Genomic DNA, 20602 nt, shown 5'->3' on the forward strand with positions numbered 1-20602 from the left:
TGGCTTGGACATGGGGGCGCCGGCGTTCAGATTCCAGCGGCTGTCATTTTACCCCCTCCCCGGCGCCGAGGCTGAACCGCAGGCGTGCAAAATTCCCGTCCACGCCGCACACTTGCGCGTCGCTCCGCGCTTTGAAGATAGATGAACGCACGCTATAACGCCGCCGATATTGAAGTCCTGTCCGGCCTTGACCCGGTCAAGCGCCGTCCTGGCATGTACACCGACACCGCGCGCCCGAACCACCTGGCGCAGGAAGTGATCGACAACTCGGTGGACGAGGCCCTCGCCGGCCACGCCCGCTCGATCGAGATCACCCTGTACAAGGACGGCAGCGTGGAGGTCAGCGATGACGGCCGCGGCATGCCGGTCGACATCCATCCGGAAGAGAAGATTCCGGGCGTCGAGCTGATCCTGACCCGCCTGCACGCGGGCGGCAAGTTCAACAACAACAACTACACCTTCTCCGGCGGCCTGCACGGCGTCGGCGTCAGCGTGGTCAACGCGCTGTCCACCCTGGTCGAGATCCACATCAAGCGCGACGGTGCCGAGCATCGCATCACCTTCCGCGATGGCGACCGCGCCTCGCCGCTGGAAGTGGTCGGCACGGTGGGCAAGAAGAACACCGGTACGCGGCTGCGCTTCTGGCCGGACCCGAAGTACTTCGATACGCCCAAGTTCGCCGTGCGCGCGCTCAAGCACCTGCTGCGCGCCAAGGCCGTGCTGTGCCCGGGCCTGACCGTGAAGCTGACCGACGAAGCCACCGGCGAAGTCGATACCTGGTACTACGAAGACGGCCTGCGCGACTACCTGAAGATGGAGCTGGGCGACCGCGAGTCGCTGCCGGCCGATCTGTTTGTCGGCAACCTGAAGAAGGATACCGAGATCGTTGACTGGGCCGTGGCCTGGCTGCCGGAAGGCGAGCTGGTACAGGAAAGCTACGTCAACCTGATCCCCACCGCCCAGCACGGCACCCACGCCAATGGCCTGCGTACGGGCCTGACCGAGGCGCTGCGCGAGTTCTGCGACTTCCGCAACCTGCTGCCGCGCGGCGTCAAGCTGGCCCCGGAAGACGTGTGGGACCGCGTGTCGTTCGTGCTGTCGCTGAAGATGACCGACCCGCAGTTCAGCGGCCAGACCAAGGAACGCCTGTCCTCGCGCCAGGCCGCCGGCTTCGTCGAAGGCGCCGCGCACGACGCCTTCAGCCTGCTGCTGAACCAGAACGTGGAACTGGGCGAGAAGATCGCGCAGATCGCCATCGAGCGCGCCAGCGCGCGCCTGAAGACCGAGAAGCTGGTCGTCCGCAAGAAGGTCACCCAGGGCCCGGCCCTGCCCGGCAAGCTGGCCGACTGCATCAGCCAGGACCTGTCGCGCACCGAACTGTTCCTGGTGGAAGGTGACTCGGCAGGCGGCAGCGCCAAGCAGGCGCGCGACAAGGACTTCCAGGCGATCCTGCCGCTGCGCGGCAAGATCCTCAACACCTGGGAAGTGTCGTCCAACAGCGTGCTGGCCTCCGAAGAAGTGCACAACCTCGCCGTGGCCATCGGCTGCGACCCGGGCAAGGAAGACATCGCCGGCCTGCGCTACGGCAAGGTGGTCATCCTCGCCGACGCGGACTCGGACGGCCTGCACATCGCCACCCTGCTGACCGCGCTGTTCCTCAAGCACTTCCCGGCGCTGGTCGATGCCGGCCATGTGTTCGTGGCGATGCCGCCGCTGTTCCGCATCGACGTGGGCAAGCAGGTGTTCTACGCCCTGGACGAGGAAGAGAAGCGCTCGATCCTGGACAAGATCGAACGCGAGAAGATCAAGGGCGCCGTCAACGTCACCCGCTTCAAGGGCCTGGGCGAGATGAATCCGCCGCAGCTGCGCGAGTCGACCATCCACCCCGATACGCGCCGCCTGGTGCAGCTGACGGTGGATGACGGCGAGCAGACCCGTTCGCTGATGGACATGCTGCTGGCCAAGAAGCGTGCGTCTGACCGCAAGGGCTGGCTGGAGAGCAAGGGCGACCTGGCTTCGCTGGAAGCCTGATTCCCGCGCGGGGTCGGATCCCTTTCCGCAGGAAAGGGCTCTGACCTCGATGTTGGTCGTGCCGGGTTACCGGGGTCAGAGCCGTTTTCCTGCGGAAAACGGATCCGACCCCAGGCTGCCCCCTCATCTGCGTGGACCCTCGTATTGGCCAGCCATTCGCTGCTGTTCCCGGGACTGCCGTTGCACAGCGCGCGGCTGGTCCTGAGCCCGATCCGCCGTGACGATGCGGCCGCCCTGTTCGCCCTGCAATCCGATCCGGACGTGATGCGCTTCTGGAACCATCCGGCGTGGACGCGACCGACCGAAGCCCGCGCGCAGATCGACGACGACCTCGCCGCGCACACCACCGGCACCCAGCTCAAGCTGGCCGTGCGCGAATCGCTGGAAGGCCCGTTGCTGGGCATCTGCGTGGTGTTCGCGCTGGACCGTGACGCCGCACGCGCCGAGATCGGCTACCTTCTGGCCCCCGGCAAGCAGGGCCAGGGCTACATGCACGAAGCGCTGCAGCAGCTGCTTGCCTATCTGTTCGACACCCTGGGCCTGCATCGTGTGGAAGCGGAGATCGACCCGCGCAACCAGCCCTCCGCACACGTGCTCGATCGCCTGGGCTTCCACCTGGAAGGCGTGCTGCGCCAGCGCTGGCGCATCCAGGGCGAGTTGTCCGATTCGGCCGTGTACGGCCTGTTGGCCGACGACAAGGCACGGAGCGCCCTGCCCGCTTGACCGAATCTGGCCGCAACGGGCCAGCACCGGCGGCCATGCCTTTGGACACATACGGTGCGCCGGGCGGCGGCCTAGCATCGGGATCCTCTTCCGCTACCGTCCTGGTGCCATGAAGTCCCTGCTGCACATCGCCGCGCTCTGCGCCGGCCTGCTCGTTGCCCCTGCCTGCGCCTTCACCGCATCGGCCGCCGAATCCAAGCCCGACACCAAGGAGGAAAAGACCGAAGCGCCCGCGCTGCCGGCCGACGCCTCCGCCCGCCAGAGCATGCGCCTGGCCGGCCGCACCCTCGACTACACCGCCACCGTCGGCACCCTGCCGGTGCGCGACGAGAAGGGCAAGGTGATCGCCGATGTGGTGTTCACCGCCTACACGATGCCCGGCAAGGACCGCCCGGTGACCTTCGCCCTCAATGGCGGCCCCGGCGCATCGTCGGTGTATCTCAACATGGGCGCGATCGGGCCCAAGGTGGTCACCTTCGGCTCGGAAGGCGACAGCGCCTCGGCACCGGCCACCCTGCACGACAACCCCGGCACCTGGCTGGACTTCACCGACCTGGTGTTCATCGATCCGGTCGGCACGGGTTTCAGCCGCGCGCGCATCAGCGATGATGAAGCGAAGAAGCAGCTGTACAACCCCAGCGCCGACATCGAGTACCTGTCACGCTCGATCTACGACTGGCTGCTGCGCAACCAGCGCATGGGCGCGCGCAAGTACCTGACCGGCGAAAGCTACGGCGGCTACCGTGGCCCGCGCATCACCCATTACCTGCAGACACGCCTGGGCGTGGCGATGAACGGCCTGGTGCTGGTGTCGCCGTACCTGAGCCCGACCCTGGAAGACAACGCCGATGTTTCGCCGATGGCATGGATGCAGACGTTGCCGTCCATCGCGGCGGCGCACCTGGAGCGCCAGGGCAAGCTGACCGATGCGGCAATGCGCGAGGTGGTGGAATACACGCGCGGTGACTACGCGACCGCGCTGATGAAGGGCCGCAGCGATCCGCAGGCGACCGAGGCGATGCTGCGCCGGGTGACCGAGCTGACCGGGCTGGACCCGCAGTTCGTGCGCCGCGCCGGTGGCCGCCTGGAAACCCAGGCTTACCTGCGCGAGGTGTTCCGCGACAAGGGCACGCTGGGCAGCCGCTACGATTCCAACGTGACCGCGTTCGACCCGTTCCCGAACGATCCGGAACAGCGCGCCAATGATCCCCTGCTGGACAGCATCATCGCGCCGACCACCACGGCGATGGTCGACTTCGTGACGCGCGTGGTCGGGTGGAAGGTCGATGCGCGCTACCAGGCGCTGAACTACGACGTGAACCGGCTGTGGGACCGCGGTGGCGAGCTGCGCCAGGGGGCGGTGACCCAGCTGCGCCAGGCCGTGGCGATCGATCCGCACCTGCAGGTGCTGATCGTGCATGGCTGGAACGACCTGTCGTGCCCGTTCATGGGGTCGATCCTGACGGTGGACCAGATGCCGGCGATGGGCAGCAACCCGGACCGGGTGCAGGTGCGCAGCTATCCGGGCGGGCACATGTTCTACAGCCGCGCGGACAGCCAGGCGGCGTTCCGCAGGGATGTCCAGGCGCTGTTCCAGCGCAACTGATTGGTGGTGCTGGTGGCCGGGCCTGCGGCCCGGCACCCGCGGTAGTGCCGGCCGCTGGCCGGCAACCTCAAAAGCAACAGCAGGATATCCGTGGGTTGGCGGGTTTCCGGGCGCTGGCTGGTGGTGGGTGCCGACCGTTGGTCGGCACGGCATTCGTCCCTGGTTCCGCCCTGGTAGGTGTCGACCTTGGTCGACACGATGGGCACGGAAGAATCCCTTGCCCATGAAAAAAGCCCGCCGGAATCCGGCGGGCTTTTTCGTTTATCGGGCTGCTGGCCTCAGGTCCAGCCGAACAGCTCGAACAGCTTCAGGATCAGGTACGCGCAGCCGCCGGCGGCGGGGATCGTGAGGATCCAGGCCCAGACGATGCGCTCGATCACGCCGAACTTCAGCGAACGCGGGTTCTTGGCGAAGCCGACGCCCATGATGGCGGTGGAGATGCTGTGGGTGGTCGAGACCGGCATGCCGAAGTGGGCGGCCATGGTCAGGATCGTGGCCGAGCTGGTCTCCGCGGCGAAGCCGTGGATCGGGTGCAGCTTGACCATCTTGTGGCCCAGCGTCTTGATGATCTTCCAGCCGCCCGAGGCGGTACCGGCAGCCATCACCACCGCACAGGTCAGCACGATCCACATCGCGATGCCGTCACCGGCGTGCGCGTCCGGGTGCATGAAGGCCAGCCACGACGGCAGGTCGTTCAACGCACCGGTGGCTTCGGCACCGATCAGCGTCATGGCGATGATGCCCATGGTCTTCTGCGCGTCGTTGTGGCCGTGGGCAAAGCCCATGTAGGCCGCCGAAGCGATCTGGGCCTTGCCGAAGAACGCATTGACGATGCGCGGGCGGGCCAGGCGGCCGATGGCACCACCGATCTTGGCCAGGCCGGCGATCAGGCCCCACAGCAGCACCATCACCACGATGCCGAGCAGGAAACCGGCGATCGGCGAGGTGATCATCGGCACGAACACCTTCCACAGCAGGCCCTTGTTCTGCGCCCAGCTGCCCAGGCGCTCGGACCAGATCAGCGCGTCCCAGTTGTTGTGGGCCGCGGCCAGGCCGGCACCGCACAGGCCGCCGATCAGGGCGTGCGAGGAGGAGGACGGCAGGCCCTTCCACCACGTGATCAGGTTCCAGATGATGCCGCCCAGCAACGCGCAGAGGATCACCTGCGGGGTGACATCCACGACGTTGGTGTTGAGCAGGCCCGAGGCGATGGTGAGCGCGACCGCGGTGCCGGTGAGCGCGCCGAGCAGGTTCATGCCCGCCGCCAGCATCACCGCCCAGCCGGGCGAGAGCACCTTGGTCGCCACCACGGTGGCAATGGAATTGGCAGTGTCGTGGAAGCCGTTGATGAACTCGAAGACGAGCGCGGCCAGGATCACTACCAGGACAAGGGTCAACATGCGGCGGCGTCCGTCAGCTGTTCTTCAACACGATCTGGTACGCCACGACGCCAGCCTCGCGGCAGCGGTCGATGGCCTTTTCCAGGATCTCGAAGAATTCCTTCAGCAGGAACATCTGCAGGTTGTCCAGGCGGCCCGAGTAGATGTCGCGGTACAGCTCGAGCATCAGGCGGTCGGCCTCGTTCTCCAGCGAACGCAGCTTCTCGTTGAGCGCGGTCATGCGGTCCAGGTTCATGTGGCGCAGGTCGGCCACCATCTCCACCACCACGCCGGCAGCCTGTTCCAGCATCGCCGCGCGCGGCGCGAAGTCGATGTGCTCCAGGTGGGTCGTGGCCAGCGAATAGCGATCGGCGAACTTCTCGATCTGCTTCGGGATCTTGTACAGCGCCGAACCCAGCGCCTCGATGTCCTCGCGCTCGATCGGGGTCATGAAGCTGTCCACCAGGGCCTGGCTGATCTTGTCCGAGGCCGCGCGCTCGCGCAGGCGGGCCAGCTTGAAGGCGTCCAGCGCCGGCTGGCGATCGGCTTCGCGCAGCATGGAATGCAGTGCCTTGGCGGCGTCGTTGGCCGCGACGGCAGCCTCATCGAGCAGGGTGTAGAACTGTTTGCCGGAACCGAAAATGGTCTGCAGAGAGAACATTGAGAAACCTGTCAGCCGTCGCGGGAAGGACGGCACCAGGACGAATTATGACGGCTAGATGACCATTCCGGGTATCCCCGCCCCCGACAAGGGGGTGGGAACCCTCAACCTGAACAGGCAGTTGCCACCCAGCCATGGCCGTTTGCTAAGATGCCAGCGCGCCCCCGGGCGCACCTTATGGACGACGACCCTTACCCCCCTGCGCCGCGCCGGACCCTGTTCCTGAGCGCCTGCCGCCACTGCAAGCACCCGCCCTCCCTGCCACCAACCGGGGACGACGCCCGTGTTTGAAATGATCCTGATTGTTTTCGCGCTTGTTCTGCTGAACGGCTTCTTCGCCATGTCCGAGATGTCGGTCATGACCTCGCGCAAGAGCCGCCTGAAGCAGATGGCCGCCACCTCCAAGCGGGCCGCCAAGGCGCTGGAGCTCTCCGAGAAGCCGGAAAGCTTCCTGTCCACCGTGCAGATCGGCATCACGGTCATCGGCGTCCTGACCGGCTATCTGGGCGGTGAAGCGCTGGGCGAAGCCTTCGGCGGATGGATCGAGGGGCTGATGCCCGGCTTCGCCTATGCCGGCAAGATCGGCACCGTGCTGGCGGTCAGCCTGATCACCTTCATCACCCTGATCTTCGGCGAGCTGGTCCCCAAGCGCCTGGCCCTGACCCGGTCGGAAGCCATCGCCGGCCTGGTGGCCATGCCGATGAGCTGGCTGGCCAAGCTGGCCCTGCCCTTCGTCTGGCTGCTGTCCAAGACCACCCAGCTGATGTTGAAGGTGATGGGCCTGGGCCAGGACGAAGCCGCCCAGGTGACCGAAGAAGAGATCCGCATGCTGGTGGCCGAGAGCCACGAGGCCGGCGTGATCGATACCCACGAGCGCGACATGATGAACCGCGTCATGCGCCTGGGCGACCGTACCGCCGACAGCCTGATGACCCCGCGCAACCGGATCGCCTGGCTCGACACCCAGGCCGGCCTGGAGCGCAACCTGGAAATCATGGCCGAGCACGAGTTCTCGCGGTACCCGGTCCTGCGCGACAACGACATGGACGTGGTCGGCATCCTGGAACTGAAATCACTGGCCACGCGCATGGCGCGCGGTGACAACGCGCTGTTCCAGACCCTGCGCGAGCCGCTGTACGTTTCCGAATCCACCCACGCGATGAAGCTGCTGGAGATCTTCCGCGAGGAACAGCAGTCGATGGCGCTGGTGGTGGACGAGTACGGCGAGATCCAGGGCCTGGTGACCATCAGCGACCTGATGGGCGCGGTGGTCGGCCGCCTGCAGGCGGTGGAAAACGCCGACGAGGACGCCCTGGTGGTGACCCGCGAGGACGGCTCGCTGCTGGTGGACGGCTCGCTGCCGATCGAGGACCTGCGCGAGCTGATCGGCAGCAACGAACTGCCCGATGCCCAGGACGGCGACTACTACACGCTGGCCGGCATGTGCATCCATTACTTCGGCCGCATCCCGCATGCGGGCGAGTATTTCGACTGGGCCGGCTGGCGCTTCGAGGTGGTCGATCTGGACGGTGCGCGCGTGGACAAGCTGCTGCTGCGCACCCTGTCCGACGAGCAGGCCGATGAGCTCACCGCCTGATCCGAACCACGTGCCGGACGACGGATCGGGCGAGCAGCGCCCGATCTACCGCAACGAGGGCATCCGTACCCTGCTGGCGATGTTCGCTTCCGGTGACCCGGCCGAGCACATGCCCCTCGGGCAGATTCTCAAGGACCTGCAGCAGAGCGCCTTCGGCGTGTTCCTGTTCGTGGCCATCCTGCCCTCCTTCATCCCGATTCCGGGCATGGGCGGCGCGGTCAGCGGGCCGCTGGTGGTTTTGATCGGCCTGCAGATGCTGTTCTGCCGGCGCAAGCCCTGGCTGCCGGGCTTCATCGCCCGGCGCGGGCCGAAGCGCGGCACCATGCACACCTTCCTGGACCGCATCGACCGGCCGCTGCGGCGGCTGGACCGCATGCTCTCGCCGCGCATGCCGCAACTGCTGGTTCCGCTGCCGGCGCATGCATTCACCGGCCTGCTGCTGGTCCTGCTGGGCGTGCTGCTGTCGCTGCCGATCCCGTTCACCAACTTCCTGTTCGGCTTCCAGCTGCTGCTGTTCGCACTGGCGCTGCTGGAACGCGATGGCGCGCTGATGCTGTTCAACTGGATTGCCGGCGTGGTGGCCATCGCCTTCTTCGGCTTCAGCTCGGGGCAGCTGGTGGGCTATACGGTGGAGCTGTTCCAGCGCTGGTTCTGAGTACCGCCCGCTGCGCTCGCCGGGCATGGCCCGGCGCTACCCCACACACACCTCGCCCGGTAGCGCCGGGCCATGCCCGGCGGAATTACCTGCCGCGTGGTAGCGCCGGGCCATGCCCGGCGGAATTGCTCAGCGCAGGTCTATGAACCCGTTGTCGCCCAGCTGCGCCGGCTCGTCCTGCACCGCCGACAGCACGAAGCTCAGCGCCTTGCCCAGCAGCGTGCCGGGGCCATCCCAGTATTCGGCCGAATCGGCGCGCACGTGGATCAGCCGCAGGTTCGGGTCATCCTTGCCGCCGGGGAAGAACAACTTCATCGGCGGCGACCACAGCTCCTCGATCTTCGCCCGGTCATCGACGATGCGCGCGCGCCCGGCCACCGACACGTAGGTGTTCTTCGACGCCGAGGCATAGGCCACGTTGACCCGGGGATTGAGCGCGATCTCGGCCACCTTCGGGCTGTCGGCGGCGGTGGCGAACCAGAGGTCGCCATCGAAGGCGACCTGCTGGGTGCCCAGCGGGCGGCTGTACAGGCGGCCATCGACGCCGACGGTGGTGAACATCGCCACCTCCACGTCCTTGATCAGTTCGGCCAGCTGGGCAATGTGTTCGGCGCGGGTATCGGCCATGGCGGGGGCTCCGGAATGAGGAGCCCCCATCAGACCCGGCGCGGGTGCAATGCGCCGTGATGCAGATGTTCAGCCCGCGTGGCGGGCATGCCAGGCCTGCATGGCCAGCTCGAACGAGCGCAGGCGCGCGCGGTGGTCGTACAGGTTGGCGGTCAGCATCAGTTCGTCGGGCGTGTGGCGATCAACGAACGCGGCGATGCCTTCGGCCACCTGCTGCGGATCGCCCAGCACGGTGCAGGCCAGCGCGCGTTCCACGCCCAGCTTCTCGTGCGGTTCCCAGAAGGTTTCGATATCGTCGATCGGCGCCGGGATCCTGCCCGGGCGGCCGCGGCGCAGGTTGACGAAGCTCTGCTGCTGGCTGGTGAACAAGCGGCGCGATTCGGCCTCACTGTCACTGGCCACGACATTCAACGCCAGCATCGCGTGCGGCTGCTTGAGCGTGGCCGAGGGGCGGAATTCGCGGCGATAGACCGCCAGGGCTTCGTCCATCGAGTCGGGCGCGAAATGCGAGGCAAAGGCATACGGAAGGCCCATCGAGGCGGCCATGCGCGCACCGAACAGACTGGAACCGAGGATCCAGGTCGGCACCCGCAGGCCACCACCGGGCACGGCCTGCACGGCCTGGCCGGGCTGCACCGGTTCAAAGTAATGCAGCAGCTCGCGCACGTCCTGCGGGAACTGGTCGGCGCTGTCGAAATAGCGGCGCAGGGCGCGCGCAGTGGGCTGGTCGGTGCCAGGTGCACGGCCCAGGCCCAGGTCGATGCGGTCGGGGTACAGCGAGGCCAGCGTGCCGAACTGCTCGGCCACCTGCAGCGGCGCGTGGTTGGGCAGCATGATGCCGCCGGAACCGACGCGGATGCGCTTCGTGCCGCCGGCCACGTGGCCGATCAGCACGGCAGTGGCCGCGCTGGCGATGCCGGGCATGTTGTGGTGTTCGGCCAGCCAGTAGCGGCGGTAGCCCAGCGCATCGGCGTGCTGGGCCAGTTCCAGCATGTTGGCGAAGGCGGCGGTGGTATCGCTGCCCTCGCAGACCGGGGCCAGGTCGAGGATCGACAACGGGATCATCAGGCGTATTTCCGTCACAGGATGTCCCCTTGCATGGGGTCGGGACGGGGCCACGGCCAGTGACGGTGGCAGGATGCTGATTCCTGCGGGATGGGTCCAGGGCCCGCCGGGCCTTGTAGAGCCGAGCCCATGCTCGGCTGCCGTTGGGCGGTGAAAAGCAGCCGGCCAGCGGCCGGCTCTACCGAAGCGTGGTCAGCCGAAGCGCGGTCAGAACGCGCTCGGGCGCGGCTCGGCCAGCGGCTCGTCCACCATCGGCTGCAGCGCGGCATCCAGCGCCACGCGCTCATCGAACACGAAACAGCGGCCCTCGTAGCCCTCGCCGCCGACCTCCTCGAAGTAACCAAGGATCCCGCCGTCAAGCTGAAGCACGTTGTCCACGCCGTCGTTGAGCATCCACAGGGCGGCCTTCTCGCAGCGGATGCCACCGGTGCAGAAGCTGACCACGGTGCTGTCCTTCAGCGCCTCGCGGTGTGGCGCCAGGGCCTCCGGCAGATCGGTGAACTTGTGGATGGGCAGCACCAGTGCGTCCTTGAACGTGCCGTACTCCACTTCCTGCAGGTTGCGCGTGTCGAGCATCACCACCGGCTTGCCTGCATCGTCGTGGCCCTGGCGCAGCCAGCGCTGCACGGTGGCCGGGTCCACGGCCGGCGCGCGCGGGTACTCCAGCGGCTGGCCGTCATCGCGGCGGAAGCTGATGATCTCGTCCTTCACCTTCGCCTTCAGGCGCGCGAACGGCTGGTGCTCGCTGAAGCTGGTCTTGACCCGCATGCCGGCAAAGCGCGCATCGGCATGCAGGGCGGCGTAGAAATCCTCGATCGCCTCCGGCGCCCCGGCCAGGAACAGGTTCAGGCCCTCGCTCGCCACCAGGATGGTTCCGCGCAGCTCCGCCGCCTCGGCGCGCGCCAGCAGCTGGTCGCACAGGGCCTGGGGGGCGTCGATGACGGCGAAATGGTAGGCAGCGGTATTGGCGATCATCCCGCCATTTTAGCGCCTGTCGGCCGCATGGACAGATTCAGGGGGTCAGAGCCCTCCGCGCGGCGGAGGGATCCGACCCCGGCAGATACCCATAACCTGTCAGGGGCGGGGCGGTGTGGGCTGGCGGGGGCGCAGAGCGCCATGGATGGCGCTCTACGAGGCACGCAGGAGCAGTTTTTGCCGTCCCCCGCCTGCCCACACCGCCCCGCCCTCCCAGTGAAGCTGGGCTTTTGACGTTGCCGTTGACCTTGTTTCGGCGGGTGCCGGGTGCAACCCGGCAGGAAAACCCCTACCCCCGCAACAGCACGAACGGCAGCAGCACCAGCGCCGCCGCCACGATCATGCCCAGCAACACCAGCACCACGAACACCGGCCGACGCCGCAGCAGGCTGCCGAATGTCTCGGCCGTGCCCTCGCGCAGTGCCTGCTCGCGCTCGGCGCGCACGCGCACCCCGCGCGCCGCCTGGTAGTCGGCCATCAGCGCCTTCGCCCGCGGCTGGTCGCCATCCTCGCTCAGCCACAGGCCGCCGTTGGAAATGCCCCACGGGCTGGGTTCGGTGCGGTACCAGGCGATGCCATGCTGGTCCAGCAGCGTGCATACATCGGCGTATTCGTCGTCACCGACGTTGCGGAGATTGAGCAGGAGTTTGGCCATGCCACCATGATACCCGGCGCTGATGCGCTACCCTTGCCGCCCCCGACACCGCCCATCCCGGAGACGCCGATGCGCCGCCTGCTGCTTCCCCTGCTGCTGTCCCTTGTCGCCGCCGGCTGTGCCCGCGAACCGTCCGGTCCGCCGCCGGGTGGCACCCTGGCCACCTTCGAGCGCATCGACACCCAGGTCGGTACCGGCGCCGAAGCCGTGCCCGGGCAGAAGGTGAGCGTGCACTACACCGGCTGGATCTACGACCAGCGCACCGAAAGCAAGCACGGCAAGACCTTCGACAGCTCGGTCGGCCGCGGCGAACCGTTCACCTTCACCCTCGGCGCTGGCCAGGTCATCCGTGGCTGGGATGAAGGCGTGGCCGGCATGAAGGTGGGCGGCAAGCGCACCCTGATGATCCCGCCGGCCTATGGCTATGGCGACCGCAGCGTCGGCCCGATCCCGGCCGGTTCCTCGCTGGTGTTCGATGTCGAGCTGCTCGATGTCAAACCGTAATGCCGCACCGCCGCGCCGGGTCGCCGTCATCGGTGGCGGCCCGGCCGGACTGTTCGCCGCCGAGCGCCTGCGCGCGGCGGGGCTGGACGTGGACCTGTACGAAGCCAAGGGCTCGCCCGGCCGCAAGTTCCTCATTGCCGGCAAGGGCGGTCTCAACCTGACCCATTCCGACCCGCGGCCGTTGTTCGACAGCCGCTACCGCGAGCAGCCCGCCGCGGTCGGCCGCTGGCTGGACGGCTTCGACGCGCAGGCGCTGCGTGACTGGGCGGCCGGCTTCGGCGTGGAGACCTATGTGGGCAGTTCCGGCCGCGTGTTCCCGGTCGACCGCAAGGCGGCGCCGCTGCTGCGCGGCTGGGTACGGCGGCTGAAGGATCAGGGCGTGCGCCTGCACGCCAACCACCGCTGGACGGGCTGGAGCGATGATGGCGCGTTGTGCTTCAGCACCGCCGACGGCCCGGTGGACGTGCACGCCGACGCCACCGTGCTGGCGCTGGGCGGCGGCAGCTGGCCGCAACTGGGCAGCGATGGCGCCTGGGTCGCGCCGTTGCAGGCGCGCGGCGTGGACATCGCCCCGCTGCAATCGGCCAACTGCGGCTTCGACGTGGACTGGACCCCGTTCTTTGCCCAGCGCAATGCCGGTGCACCGCTGAAGGCGGTGGTCGCGCACTGGATCGACCTGCAGGGCCAACCGCAGTCGCAGCAGGGCGAATGCGTGGCCAGCGAATACGGCATCGAAGGCAGCCTGGTCTACGCCCTGGCTGCGGACCTGCGCGAGACCATCAACCGTGAGGGCCACGCCACCCTGTGGCTGGATCTGGTGCCGGGCCGCGATGAAGCGCGCCTGCTGGCCGACCTGTCGCGCCCGCGCAAGGGCCGCAGCTTCGGCGAGCACCTGCGCCGCCAGGCCGGACTGGATGCGGTGAAAGCCGCACTGGTGTTCGAGATCCTGGGCAAGGAGGCCGGCAACGATCTGCCGGCCGTGGCAACCACGCTGAAGCGCTTGCCGTTGCGCCTGCTGCGCCCGCGGCCGATGGTCGAGGTGATCAGCACCGCTGGCGGCGTGCGCCTGCAGGCGCTGGATGATGACCTGATGGTGCGCACCCTGCCCGGCGTGTTCTGTGCCGGCGAGATGCTGGACTGGGAAGCGCCGACCGGCGGTTACCTGCTGACGGCGTGCTATGCCAGTGGTTTGCGCGCGGCCGAAGGCGTCATCGCGTGGCTTGCCGGGCGCTGACCCGGGTTTTGTAGAGTCGGGCCATGCTCGACTGCAATCAACAGCAGTCGAGCATGGCTCGACTCTACAAAAGCCGAGCGTGGGCTCGGCTCTACAGTTTCCGGTGCATGCGTACCGAGGCCAGGGCTACGCCGCTGGGGTGTGGGTAGGCCTCCTCATTTCCGGCGATGAACCCCTGGCGCTGGTAGAACGGCACCGCATTGAGCGATGCCGACAGCACCACGTCGCGCGCGGGGTCAGCCAGTGCCAGCAAGCGCTGCATCAGCGCCTGGCCGATGCCCTGCCCGCCCCTGTCCGGATCGACGAACAGCGCATCGACCTCATTGCCTTCGGCATCGAACACGCCAAACCCCAGCAGGCCGCCCTGACTGTCCTCGGCCACCACGCAGCCGCCCTGCGCCAGCAGGCGCGCGTACTGCGCCGGCGGCGGCGAGGCCGACCAGGGTGCAATCACGTCGGGTGGGTAATGGCTGCTGCAGGTTTCGCGCACGCAGCGCGTGCGCAGTGCCCACAGCACCGCTACGTCATCGGCCGCGCCGGTCCTGAACTGCATGATGCATCTCCGTAGAGTCGAGCTTGCTCGACTGCTTTTCGATCAATAGAAGCAGTCGAGCATGGCTCGACTCTACAACAGCGGTTACCGTGATTTGCTCGCGCGCAACGCCTGGATGCGCGGCGGCGGCTGGAACGAATCACTGCGCGCTTCGGCCCAGAACGAGTGGAACACTGCGTGGTCCGGCACTTTATGCAGCAGCTCGCCCGGTTCCAGGTAGCGGTACAGCGAGGCCAGCGAACGGATCTCGACAGGCGAAACGCGACGCAGGATGTGCTCCGGGCCAAGCTCGGCCGGGTCGTTGAGGCCGGCGGCGCACAGCAGCTCCTTCAGCGCATGCAGCGTGTGCTCGTGGTAGCTGTGCACGCGCGTGGCCTTGTCCGGCGCATCCAGGTGCTTCCAGCGCGCCGGGTTCTGGGTGGCGATGCCGGTCGGGCACTTGTCGGTGTGGCAGCTCAGCGACTGGATGCAGCCCAGGGCGAACATGAAGCCGCGGCCGGCATTGCACCAGTCCGCACCGAGCGCGATGGTGCGGGCGATTTCAAACGCGCTGGTGATCTTGCCGGCCGCACCGATGCGGATGCGCTCGCGCAGGTCCAGGCCGACCAGGGTGTTGTGCACCAGCAGCAACGCCTCGTGCATCGGCACGCCCACATGGTCGACGAACTCGGCCGGGGCCGCACCGGTGCCACCTTCGGCGCCATCGACCACGATGAAATCAGGCAGCAGGCCGGTTTCCTGCATGGCCTTGGCGATGCCGAACCATTCCCACGGATGGCCGATGGCCAGCTTGAAGCCGACCGGCTTGCCACCGGACAGCTCGCGCAGGCGGGCCACGAACTGCAGCAGCTCCACCGGCGTGGAGAACGCCGAATGGCGCGAGGGCGACACGCAGTCCACGCCCATCGGCACGCCGCGGGTGGCAGAGATCTCGGCGGTCACCTTCGGTGCCGGCAGCACGCCGCCGTGGCCGGGCTTGGCGCCCTGCGACAACTTGATCTCGATCATCCTGACCTGATCCTGGGTGGCATTGGCGATGAAGCGCTCTTCGCTGAAACCGCCCTTCTCGTCGCGGCAGCCGAAGTAGCCCGAGCCGATTTCCCAGACCAGGTCGCCCCCCATCTCGCGGTGGTAGGGCGAAATCGAGCCCTCGCCGGTGTCATGGTAGAAGCCGCCGCGGCGCGCGCCTTCGTTCAGCGCGCGGATCGCGTTGGCCGACAGCGAACCAAAGCTCATCGCCGAGATGTTGAACACGCTGGCCGAATAGGGCTTGGCGCAGGTGGGACCGATCAGCACGCGGAAATCATGCGCGGCGATGGTGGTGGGTGCCAGCGAATGGTTGATCCACTCGTAATCCACCGCATAGGTGCTGCGCAGGGTGCCGAAGGGCACGGTGTCCATTTCGTTCTTGGAGCGCTGGTAGATCAGCGCACGCTGCTGCCGCGAGAACGGCACGTCCTCCAGGTCGCTCTGCACGAAGTACTGGCGGATTTCCGGGCCGATCGATTCCAGGCCGTAGCGGAAGTGCGCCATCACCGGATAGTTGCGGCGCAGGGTGCTGCGCTTCTGCAGCAGGTCCCAGGTGCCCAGCGCCACCATCGCGGCGGTCAGGCCGACGCCCCAGTACCAGGCCGGCCAGATCGTGGCCAGCCACAGGCACAGGGGAAACAGCAGGATGGCGAGCAGGTAGACGATATACCGGTGCATGGCGTTCCTCGGTTGCAACCGCCACAGTCTACCGCGCAGGTGTCTACAGGCGGTCGTCGACCACGCTGCGGGGCCAGGCCGACTTCACGTCGTAGACCAGCCCGCCCGGCGCCAGCAGGGCACGGATGCGCGCTTCATCCAGCGTCTTGAAGCTGGCATGGGCCACCGCCAGCACCACCGCGTCGTAAAGCCCGGCCTGCGGTTCGGCCACCCAATGCACGTCCGCATCGGCCAGCGCGGCCGGCCCCACCCACGGGTCGCTGACCTGCACCTGTGCACCGGCAGACTGCAGGCGCTGGGCCAGTTCCAGCGCACGGCTGTTGCGCAGGTCGGGGCAGTCTTCCTTGAAGGTCACGCCCAGCACCAGAATGCGCGACTGCGCCGCTTCGCGGCCACGTTCGGCCAGCATCGCCAGCACGCGCGTGGCCACGTGTTCGCCGACACGGTTGTTGACCTGCCGCGCGGTGTGGATCAGGTCCGGGTGGTAGCCCACGCTCTCGGATTTATGCAGCAGGTAGTACGGGTCAACGCCGATGCAGTGGCCGCCGACCAGGCCGGGGCGGAACGGCAGGAAATTCCACTTGCTGCCAGCAGCGTCCAGCACGTCCTGGGTGTCGATGCCAAGGCGATCGAAGATCAGCGCCAGCTCGTTGACCAGGGCGATGTTGACGTCACGCTGGATGTTCTCGACCACCTTGGCCGCTTCGGCCACGCGCATCGACGGCGCCGGGAAGGTGCCGGCGGCGATGATGCGCTGGTACAGGCCATCGACCACCGCGGCCACCGCCGGGGTCGAGCCCGAAGTGATCTTGCGGATGTCGGCCAGGCGCCGCTGGCGATCACCGGGGCTGACCCGTTCCGGGCTGTAGCCGCAGTAGAAATCTTCGTTGAAGCGCAGCCCCGAGCCCTCTTCCAGCAGCGGAACGCACACTTCCTCGGTGGTGCCGGGGTAGACGGTGGATTCGTAGATGACCAGGTCACCGGCGCGCAGGTGGCCGGCCACCAGCCGCGTGGCCGAGCGCAGCGGCTCCAGGTCCGGCTGCTCGTAGGCATCGATCGGCGTCGGCACGGTGACGATGTAGACGTTGCACGCATCCAGCTGCGCGGGGTCGCTGCTGTAGCGCAGCTGCGTGGCCTCGGCCAGCTCCTCCGGCTCCATTTCCAGGGTGTGGTCCTGGCCACTGCCCAGTTCGGCGATGCGCGCCGCGTCGATGTCGTAGCCGAGGGTAGGAATGTGCCGGCCGAAGGCTACCGCCAGCGGCAGGCCGACGTAGCCCAGCCCGATCACGGCCGGCAGCGGCCGCTGTGCAGCACCGATGGGTGCGCTCATGCGCGATGCCTCGCAGGCAGCGACAGGGTCTGGGTCATCCGGATTTCCGAAGGCAGGCAAGCAGGCCGCCAAGGTTAACCGCTCCGGCGGCGGCGGGCCACGCCCCGCTCAGGAGCCCAGGCTGACGGCAGCCGGCTCCAGTTCTCCATGGCCGCCGGTCCATGCCTGCAGCAGCAGCGCGAAACCGTGGCTGCACGATGCCGGCGCGCTGTCGAAGCCCCGCCAGGGCGCGGTCACGATGCTGTCCAGGGTGGCCGCATCGATCATGCGGTTGGCCATGGTCCAGCGCGGGAACCAGCGCGACGGCAGGTCGCCCGAGGCCAGTTCGCTGATGCTGCCATGGCGGCGCGCGTTGAGGATGCGCGCATGCACCGATGCCACGCCATCGCGCGGACCTTCGATGTACTGCAGGAAGCGGCTGCCATCGAACATCAGCACACCGGTCACGCCGGCCATGCGGTTGAAGGGCGTCGCGTCGGCCAGCAGCGCATCGAGATCGGGCACTTCCAGCCCTTCCCTGGCCGTGCTGACATAGGCAAACGCATGCAACGCCATCTCCCGCTCCCCTTCCCCCGATACGAGGGAATATGACAGGAAGCACGGGGACTTCAAGCGTGGGCTATTCCGGCGGTGCCTCGATCACGTAGCCACGCTGCGTCAGCTCTTCCAGGTAGCCCTCACCCAGCAGCTGGCTGACCGGCATCGTCGCAAACGTGGCCGCATGCTTTGCCAGCGCTGCGTCGGCTGCCTGCAGCCACCGCGCACGCACCTGCTGCGGCAGGTTGCTCCAGCCGCGGCGGCGCACGAACTCCGAGTCCTGCAGCATCTCGCGGCAGCTCTGCGCCATCGCCGAAGTGGACAGCCGCTTCAGCGCGGCGACATCGCCCAGCGCCCAGGCATTGGCGCGCTCGCGCAGCACCGGCGCCTGGAATTCCACCGTGTCGAGCGTCCGTTCGAAGCACGCACGATCATCCACTTCCGAGGCCTGCAGTTCCTTCAGCGCACCACGCAGGTCATCGATCTTCAGCTTGACCTGCACGTCCTCCGGTTCCAGGTCGCGGGCCTTGTAGGCCCGCTTGAGCGCCTCCTTGACCTGCTTGCTGTCGCGCAGGCCATTGCGCTTGAGGAACGCCTGGTAAAGCCGGCCGGAGGCCACCAGCGGGCGATCCTTCTCCACGCCACGATCGTTGCCCAGGTAGGTCTGCTTCAGCCCCGACCAGCGTGCATAGGTCGGCGCAGGCAGCACCTGGTCCAGCGTGCGTCCCTGCGGGTCACGCGCGGTCTTCTTCGCCAGCGGCAGCAGCGTCAGGCCCTTGAAGAAGCCGATCTTCGCGTCCAGGCCGAAGCCCGGATCACCCAGCACATGATCGACGCCGGCGATGGTGCGTTCGACCTCGTCCGACCGCCATTCCATGCGCGCCGGCAGCGGCGATACCGTGCCGAGGATCCACAGCACGTGGCCCTGCGGGCCGGTCACTTTCCACAGGCCGGGACCGGGTTGTTCGCCGGTCACCTGCACCGTGTCGAGGTCGACCACCGCTTCGCCCGGTGGCGGCGCCGGCTGTGCCGACAGCGGGCCGGCCACCAGACACGCGGCCAACATCAGCGCGCACCGCATCCATCGCCTGCCACGTCCGTGCATGTCGCCATTCCTGGGAGAGTTGGCGGACTGTACCCAGCGCTGCCGCCGGTTGCGTAAAGGCGGTGTTATCCGCCGGCATGGGCAGCGATTCCGTTACAATCGGCGCGCGCTGCAAGGCCCGGATGGCGAAACTGGTAGACGCATCAGACTTAAAATCTGCCGGGGGCAACCCCATGCCGGTTCGATTCCGGCTCCGGGCACCATGCGCGCGACACGCCTCAGATCGCCCGCGAATACCGCGGTTGCTCCTGCGCTGCGCGCAGATACGGATCGAAGCACATCGCCAGCAGGCGCAGCAGCGGCCGCCCGGGCTCACTGGTGCGCACCACGCCCTCGCTGTATTCAGCCAGGCCGTCCTGCTGCAGGCGCTGCACGGCCTGCAGGTCCTGCGCGAAGTACTCCTCGAACTGCACGCCATGGCGCCGGCCCAGCGCGCGCCCATCCACCTCGCCCTGGCACATCAGCTGCTGGATCAGCTCGGCGCGCAGCTGGTCATCCTCGCTTAGCGCGACGCCGCGCCAGACCGGCAGCTGGCCCTGGTCCACCGCCGCTTCCCACGATGGCAGGTCACGCGGGTTCTGGCTGTAGGTAGCGCCCACGTGGCTGATGGCGCTGACGCCCAGGCCCAGCAGGTCGGTGTCGGCATGGGTGGTATAGCCCATGAAGTTGCGATGCAGCTGGCCGGCACGCTGCGCGCGCGACAGGTCTTCCTCGGGCAGCGCGAAGTGGTCCATGCCGATGTACTGGTAGCCGGCAGCCGAGAGGCGCTCCACCGCCAGCCCGAGCAGGGCCAGCTTGTCTTCCGGCGAAGGCAGCCGGCGTTCGTCGATCTGCCGCTGCGCGCGGAACAGGTGCGGCAGATGCGCGTAGCCATACACCGCCAGGCGGTCCGGGCGCAGTGCCAGCACCAGTTCCAGGGTGCGACCGAAGCCTTCCAGGTTCTGGCCGGGCAGGCCGTAGATCAGATCGACGTTGACCGAGCGCATGCCGCTGTCCCGGCAGGCACGCAGGATGTCCAGCGTCTGTCGCACGCCCTGCACGCGGTTGATCGATTCCTGCACCTGCGGGTCGAAGTCCTGCACGCCCAAGCTGGCACGGTTGAAACCCAGCCGTGCCAGCATCGCCACGTCACCGGCGTCGATGAAACGCGGGTCCAGTTCGATGGAGAAATCGCGCTGTGACGAGTCACTGAAATCGAAGCGCCTGCGCAGCCCTTCCACCAGCGTGGTCATTGACTCGGCATCGAGGAAATTGGGCGTGCCGCCGCCCAGGTGCAGCTGGATCACTTCGCGCCCGTCATCGAACTGCGGTGCCAGCAGGTCGGCTTCAGCCAGCACCCGCGCCACATAGCTGTGGCCACGGCCGCGATCACGGGTGATCACCCGGTTGCAGCCGCAGTAGAAACATGGGCTGGAACAGAACGGCACATGCACGTACAGCGACAGCGCGCGCGCCTGCTGGTTGCTGTCGGCGATCGCCTGGCGCAGGGCCGGCGCGTCGAACCCATCGTGGAAGTGCGGCGCGGTCGGATAGGAGGTGTAGCGCGGTCCCGGCCGGTCATGCCGGCGCAGCAGATCGGGGTCGAAGGTCCAGGCCAGGCCACCGGCAGCGGGAGAGTACGTGTCCATGGCGCCAGCATCGCGCTGGCGCGACGCGAC

Annotated in this window: 19 protein-coding genes and 1 tRNA gene; 8 read left to right on the forward strand and 12 right to left on the reverse strand. The window is 67.6% G+C overall.

Features of this window, described 5'->3' with window-relative positions:
* The first annotated feature begins 141 nt into the window (after positions 1-141).
* The 3 genes from parE to C1926_RS13580 all read left to right on the forward strand — a co-directional run bounded on the left by parE (position 142) and on the right by C1926_RS13580 (position 4360).
* Positions 142-2031, forward strand: coding sequence for a DNA topoisomerase IV subunit B (gene parE / locus C1926_RS13570; protein ID WP_108759523.1), 1890 nt, complete (start codon positions 142-144; stop codon positions 2029-2031).
* A gap of 144 nt (positions 2032-2175) precedes the next feature.
* Complete coding sequence (locus tag C1926_RS13575; RefSeq protein ID WP_108759524.1) at positions 2176-2754, forward strand: GNAT family protein; 579 nt, start codon at positions 2176-2178, stop codon at positions 2752-2754.
* A gap of 109 nt (positions 2755-2863) precedes the next feature.
* Positions 2864-4360, forward strand: coding sequence for a S10 family peptidase (locus tag C1926_RS13580; protein ID WP_079221425.1), 1497 nt, complete (start codon positions 2864-2866; stop codon positions 4358-4360).
* Between the two features lie 278 nt (positions 4361-4638).
* Here C1926_RS13580 and C1926_RS13585 read toward each other — a convergent pair whose 3' ends face one another.
* Positions 4639-5760: an inorganic phosphate transporter gene (locus C1926_RS13585; RefSeq protein ID WP_108759525.1), complete on the reverse strand. Its 1122-nt coding sequence runs from the start codon at positions 5758-5760 to the stop codon at positions 4639-4641.
* 13 nt (positions 5761-5773) lie between these two features.
* Positions 5774-6400, reverse strand: a complete 627-nt coding sequence (locus C1926_RS13590; RefSeq protein WP_079221423.1) for a DUF47 family protein — start codon at positions 6398-6400, stop codon at positions 5774-5776.
* 292 nt (positions 6401-6692) lie between these two features.
* Between C1926_RS13590 and C1926_RS13595 the strand changes: the two genes are divergently transcribed.
* Together C1926_RS13595 and C1926_RS13600 are read left to right on the forward strand one after the other, a co-directional pair.
* Entirely contained in the window at positions 6693-7997 is a 1305-nt protein-coding gene (locus C1926_RS13595; protein ID WP_108759526.1) for a hemolysin family protein, read from the forward strand.
* Entirely contained in the window at positions 7981-8652 is a 672-nt protein-coding gene (locus tag C1926_RS13600; RefSeq protein WP_108759527.1) for an exopolysaccharide biosynthesis protein, read from the forward strand. The genes C1926_RS13595 and C1926_RS13600 overlap by 17 nt, the downstream gene beginning before the upstream one ends.
* Positions 8653-8781: 129 nt before the next feature.
* On the opposite strand, the gene C1926_RS13605 is transcribed toward C1926_RS13600, so the two are convergent.
* From C1926_RS13605 to C1926_RS13620, 4 genes are all read right to left on the reverse strand, one after another.
* Complete coding sequence (locus tag C1926_RS13605) at positions 8782-9279, reverse strand: pyridoxamine 5'-phosphate oxidase family protein (RefSeq protein WP_079221420.1); 498 nt, start codon at positions 9277-9279, stop codon at positions 8782-8784.
* Positions 9280-9348: 69 nt separating this feature from the next.
* A complete protein-coding gene (locus C1926_RS13610) occupies positions 9349-10344 on the reverse strand; it encodes an LLM class flavin-dependent oxidoreductase (RefSeq protein ID WP_108746429.1) in 996 nt (331 codons plus the stop codon).
* Between the two features lie 207 nt (positions 10345-10551).
* Positions 10552-11319: a sulfurtransferase gene (locus tag C1926_RS13615; protein WP_108759528.1), complete on the reverse strand. Its 768-nt coding sequence runs from the start codon at positions 11317-11319 to the stop codon at positions 10552-10554.
* Between the two features lie 289 nt (positions 11320-11608).
* A complete protein-coding gene (locus C1926_RS13620; RefSeq protein ID WP_108759529.1) occupies positions 11609-11974 on the reverse strand; it encodes a DUF6164 family protein in 366 nt (121 codons plus the stop codon).
* Positions 11975-12043: 69 nt separating this feature from the next.
* On the opposite strand from C1926_RS13620, the gene C1926_RS13625 reads away from it, so the two are divergent.
* Positions 12044-12478, forward strand: coding sequence for an FKBP-type peptidyl-prolyl cis-trans isomerase (locus C1926_RS13625; RefSeq protein WP_108759530.1), 435 nt, complete (start codon positions 12044-12046; stop codon positions 12476-12478).
* The gene (locus C1926_RS13630; RefSeq protein ID WP_108759531.1) at positions 12465-13712 is read left to right on the forward strand and encodes a TIGR03862 family flavoprotein; all 1248 of its coding nucleotides are present in this window, start codon (positions 12465-12467) and stop codon (positions 13710-13712) included. The genes C1926_RS13625 and C1926_RS13630 overlap by 14 nt, the downstream gene beginning before the upstream one ends.
* Before the next feature lie 91 nt (positions 13713-13803).
* Here C1926_RS13630 and C1926_RS13635 read toward each other — a convergent pair whose 3' ends face one another.
* From C1926_RS13635 to C1926_RS13655, 5 genes are all read right to left on the reverse strand, one after another.
* Entirely contained in the window at positions 13804-14265 is a 462-nt protein-coding gene (locus C1926_RS13635; protein WP_108759532.1) for a GNAT family N-acetyltransferase, read from the reverse strand.
* Positions 14266-14349: 84 nt separating this feature from the next.
* Positions 14350-15972: an FMN-binding glutamate synthase family protein gene (locus C1926_RS13640; RefSeq protein ID WP_079221413.1), complete on the reverse strand. Its 1623-nt coding sequence runs from the start codon at positions 15970-15972 to the stop codon at positions 14350-14352.
* Between the two features lie 43 nt (positions 15973-16015).
* Positions 16016-17302, reverse strand: coding sequence for a nucleotide sugar dehydrogenase (locus tag C1926_RS13645; protein WP_108759533.1), 1287 nt, complete (start codon positions 17300-17302; stop codon positions 16016-16018).
* A gap of 108 nt (positions 17303-17410) precedes the next feature.
* Entirely contained in the window at positions 17411-17857 is a 447-nt protein-coding gene (locus tag C1926_RS13650) for a BLUF domain-containing protein (RefSeq protein WP_108759534.1), read from the reverse strand.
* Between the two features lie 64 nt (positions 17858-17921).
* Complete coding sequence (locus C1926_RS13655) at positions 17922-18905, reverse strand: TraB/GumN family protein (protein ID WP_159095104.1); 984 nt, start codon at positions 18903-18905, stop codon at positions 17922-17924.
* Positions 18906-19060: 155 nt separating this feature from the next.
* On the opposite strand from C1926_RS13655, the gene C1926_RS13660 reads away from it, so the two are divergent.
* Positions 19061-19147, forward strand: a tRNA-Leu gene (locus C1926_RS13660).
* Positions 19148-19162: 15 nt separating this feature from the next.
* Here the strand turns inward: C1926_RS13660 and hemN are convergent.
* Positions 19163-20572 carry an oxygen-independent coproporphyrinogen III oxidase gene (gene hemN, locus C1926_RS13665; RefSeq protein ID WP_108760701.1) on the reverse strand — a complete coding sequence of 470 codons (1410 nt, stop codon included), beginning with the start codon at positions 20570-20572 and terminating at the stop codon, positions 19163-19165.
* Positions 20573-20602 lie beyond the last annotated feature (30 nt).

Source organism: Stenotrophomonas sp. ZAC14A_NAIMI4_1 (genome assembly GCF_003086915.1).
Taxonomy (GTDB): Bacteria; Pseudomonadota; Gammaproteobacteria; order Xanthomonadales; family Xanthomonadaceae; genus Stenotrophomonas.

Coding starts and splice junctions, on each gene's coding strand:
- parE (WP_108759523.1), top strand. CDS start 142: ATGAACGCACGCTATAACGCCGCCGATATTGAAGTCCTGTCCGGCCTT.
- C1926_RS13580 (WP_079221425.1), top strand. CDS start 2,864: ATGAAGTCCCTGCTGCACATCGCCGCGCTCTGCGCCGGCCTGCTCGTT.
- C1926_RS13585 (WP_108759525.1), bottom strand. CDS start 5,760: ATGTTGACCCTTGTCCTGGTAGTGATCCTGGCCGCGCTCGTCTTCGAG.
- C1926_RS13590 (WP_079221423.1), bottom strand. CDS start 6,400: ATGTTCTCTCTGCAGACCATTTTCGGTTCCGGCAAACAGTTCTACACC.
- C1926_RS13595 (WP_108759526.1), top strand. CDS start 6,693: ATGATCCTGATTGTTTTCGCGCTTGTTCTGCTGAACGGCTTCTTCGCC.
- C1926_RS13600 (WP_108759527.1), top strand. CDS start 7,981: ATGAGCTCACCGCCTGATCCGAACCACGTGCCGGACGACGGATCGGGC.
- C1926_RS13605 (WP_079221420.1), bottom strand. CDS start 9,279: ATGGCCGATACCCGCGCCGAACACATTGCCCAGCTGGCCGAACTGATC.
- C1926_RS13610 (WP_108746429.1), bottom strand. CDS start 10,344: ATGATCCCGTTGTCGATCCTCGACCTGGCCCCGGTCTGCGAGGGCAGC.
- C1926_RS13615 (WP_108759528.1), bottom strand. CDS start 11,319: ATGATCGCCAATACCGCTGCCTACCATTTCGCCGTCATCGACGCCCCC.
- C1926_RS13620 (WP_108759529.1), bottom strand. CDS start 11,974: ATGGCCAAACTCCTGCTCAATCTCCGCAACGTCGGTGACGACGAATAC.
- C1926_RS13625 (WP_108759530.1), top strand. CDS start 12,044: ATGCGCCGCCTGCTGCTTCCCCTGCTGCTGTCCCTTGTCGCCGCCGGC.
- C1926_RS13630 (WP_108759531.1), top strand. CDS start 12,465: ATGTCAAACCGTAATGCCGCACCGCCGCGCCGGGTCGCCGTCATCGGT.
- C1926_RS13635 (WP_108759532.1), bottom strand. CDS start 14,265: ATGCAGTTCAGGACCGGCGCGGCCGATGACGTAGCGGTGCTGTGGGCA.
- C1926_RS13640 (WP_079221413.1), bottom strand. CDS start 15,972: ATGCACCGGTATATCGTCTACCTGCTCGCCATCCTGCTGTTTCCCCTG.
- C1926_RS13645 (WP_108759533.1), bottom strand. CDS start 17,302: ATGAGCGCACCCATCGGTGCTGCACAGCGGCCGCTGCCGGCCGTGATC.
- C1926_RS13650 (WP_108759534.1), bottom strand. CDS start 17,857: ATGGCGTTGCATGCGTTTGCCTATGTCAGCACGGCCAGGGAAGGGCTG.
- C1926_RS13655 (WP_159095104.1), bottom strand. CDS start 18,905: ATGTTGGCCGCGTGTCTGGTGGCCGGCCCGCTGTCGGCACAGCCGGCG.
- hemN (WP_108760701.1), bottom strand. CDS start 20,572: ATGGACACGTACTCTCCCGCTGCCGGTGGCCTGGCCTGGACCTTCGAC.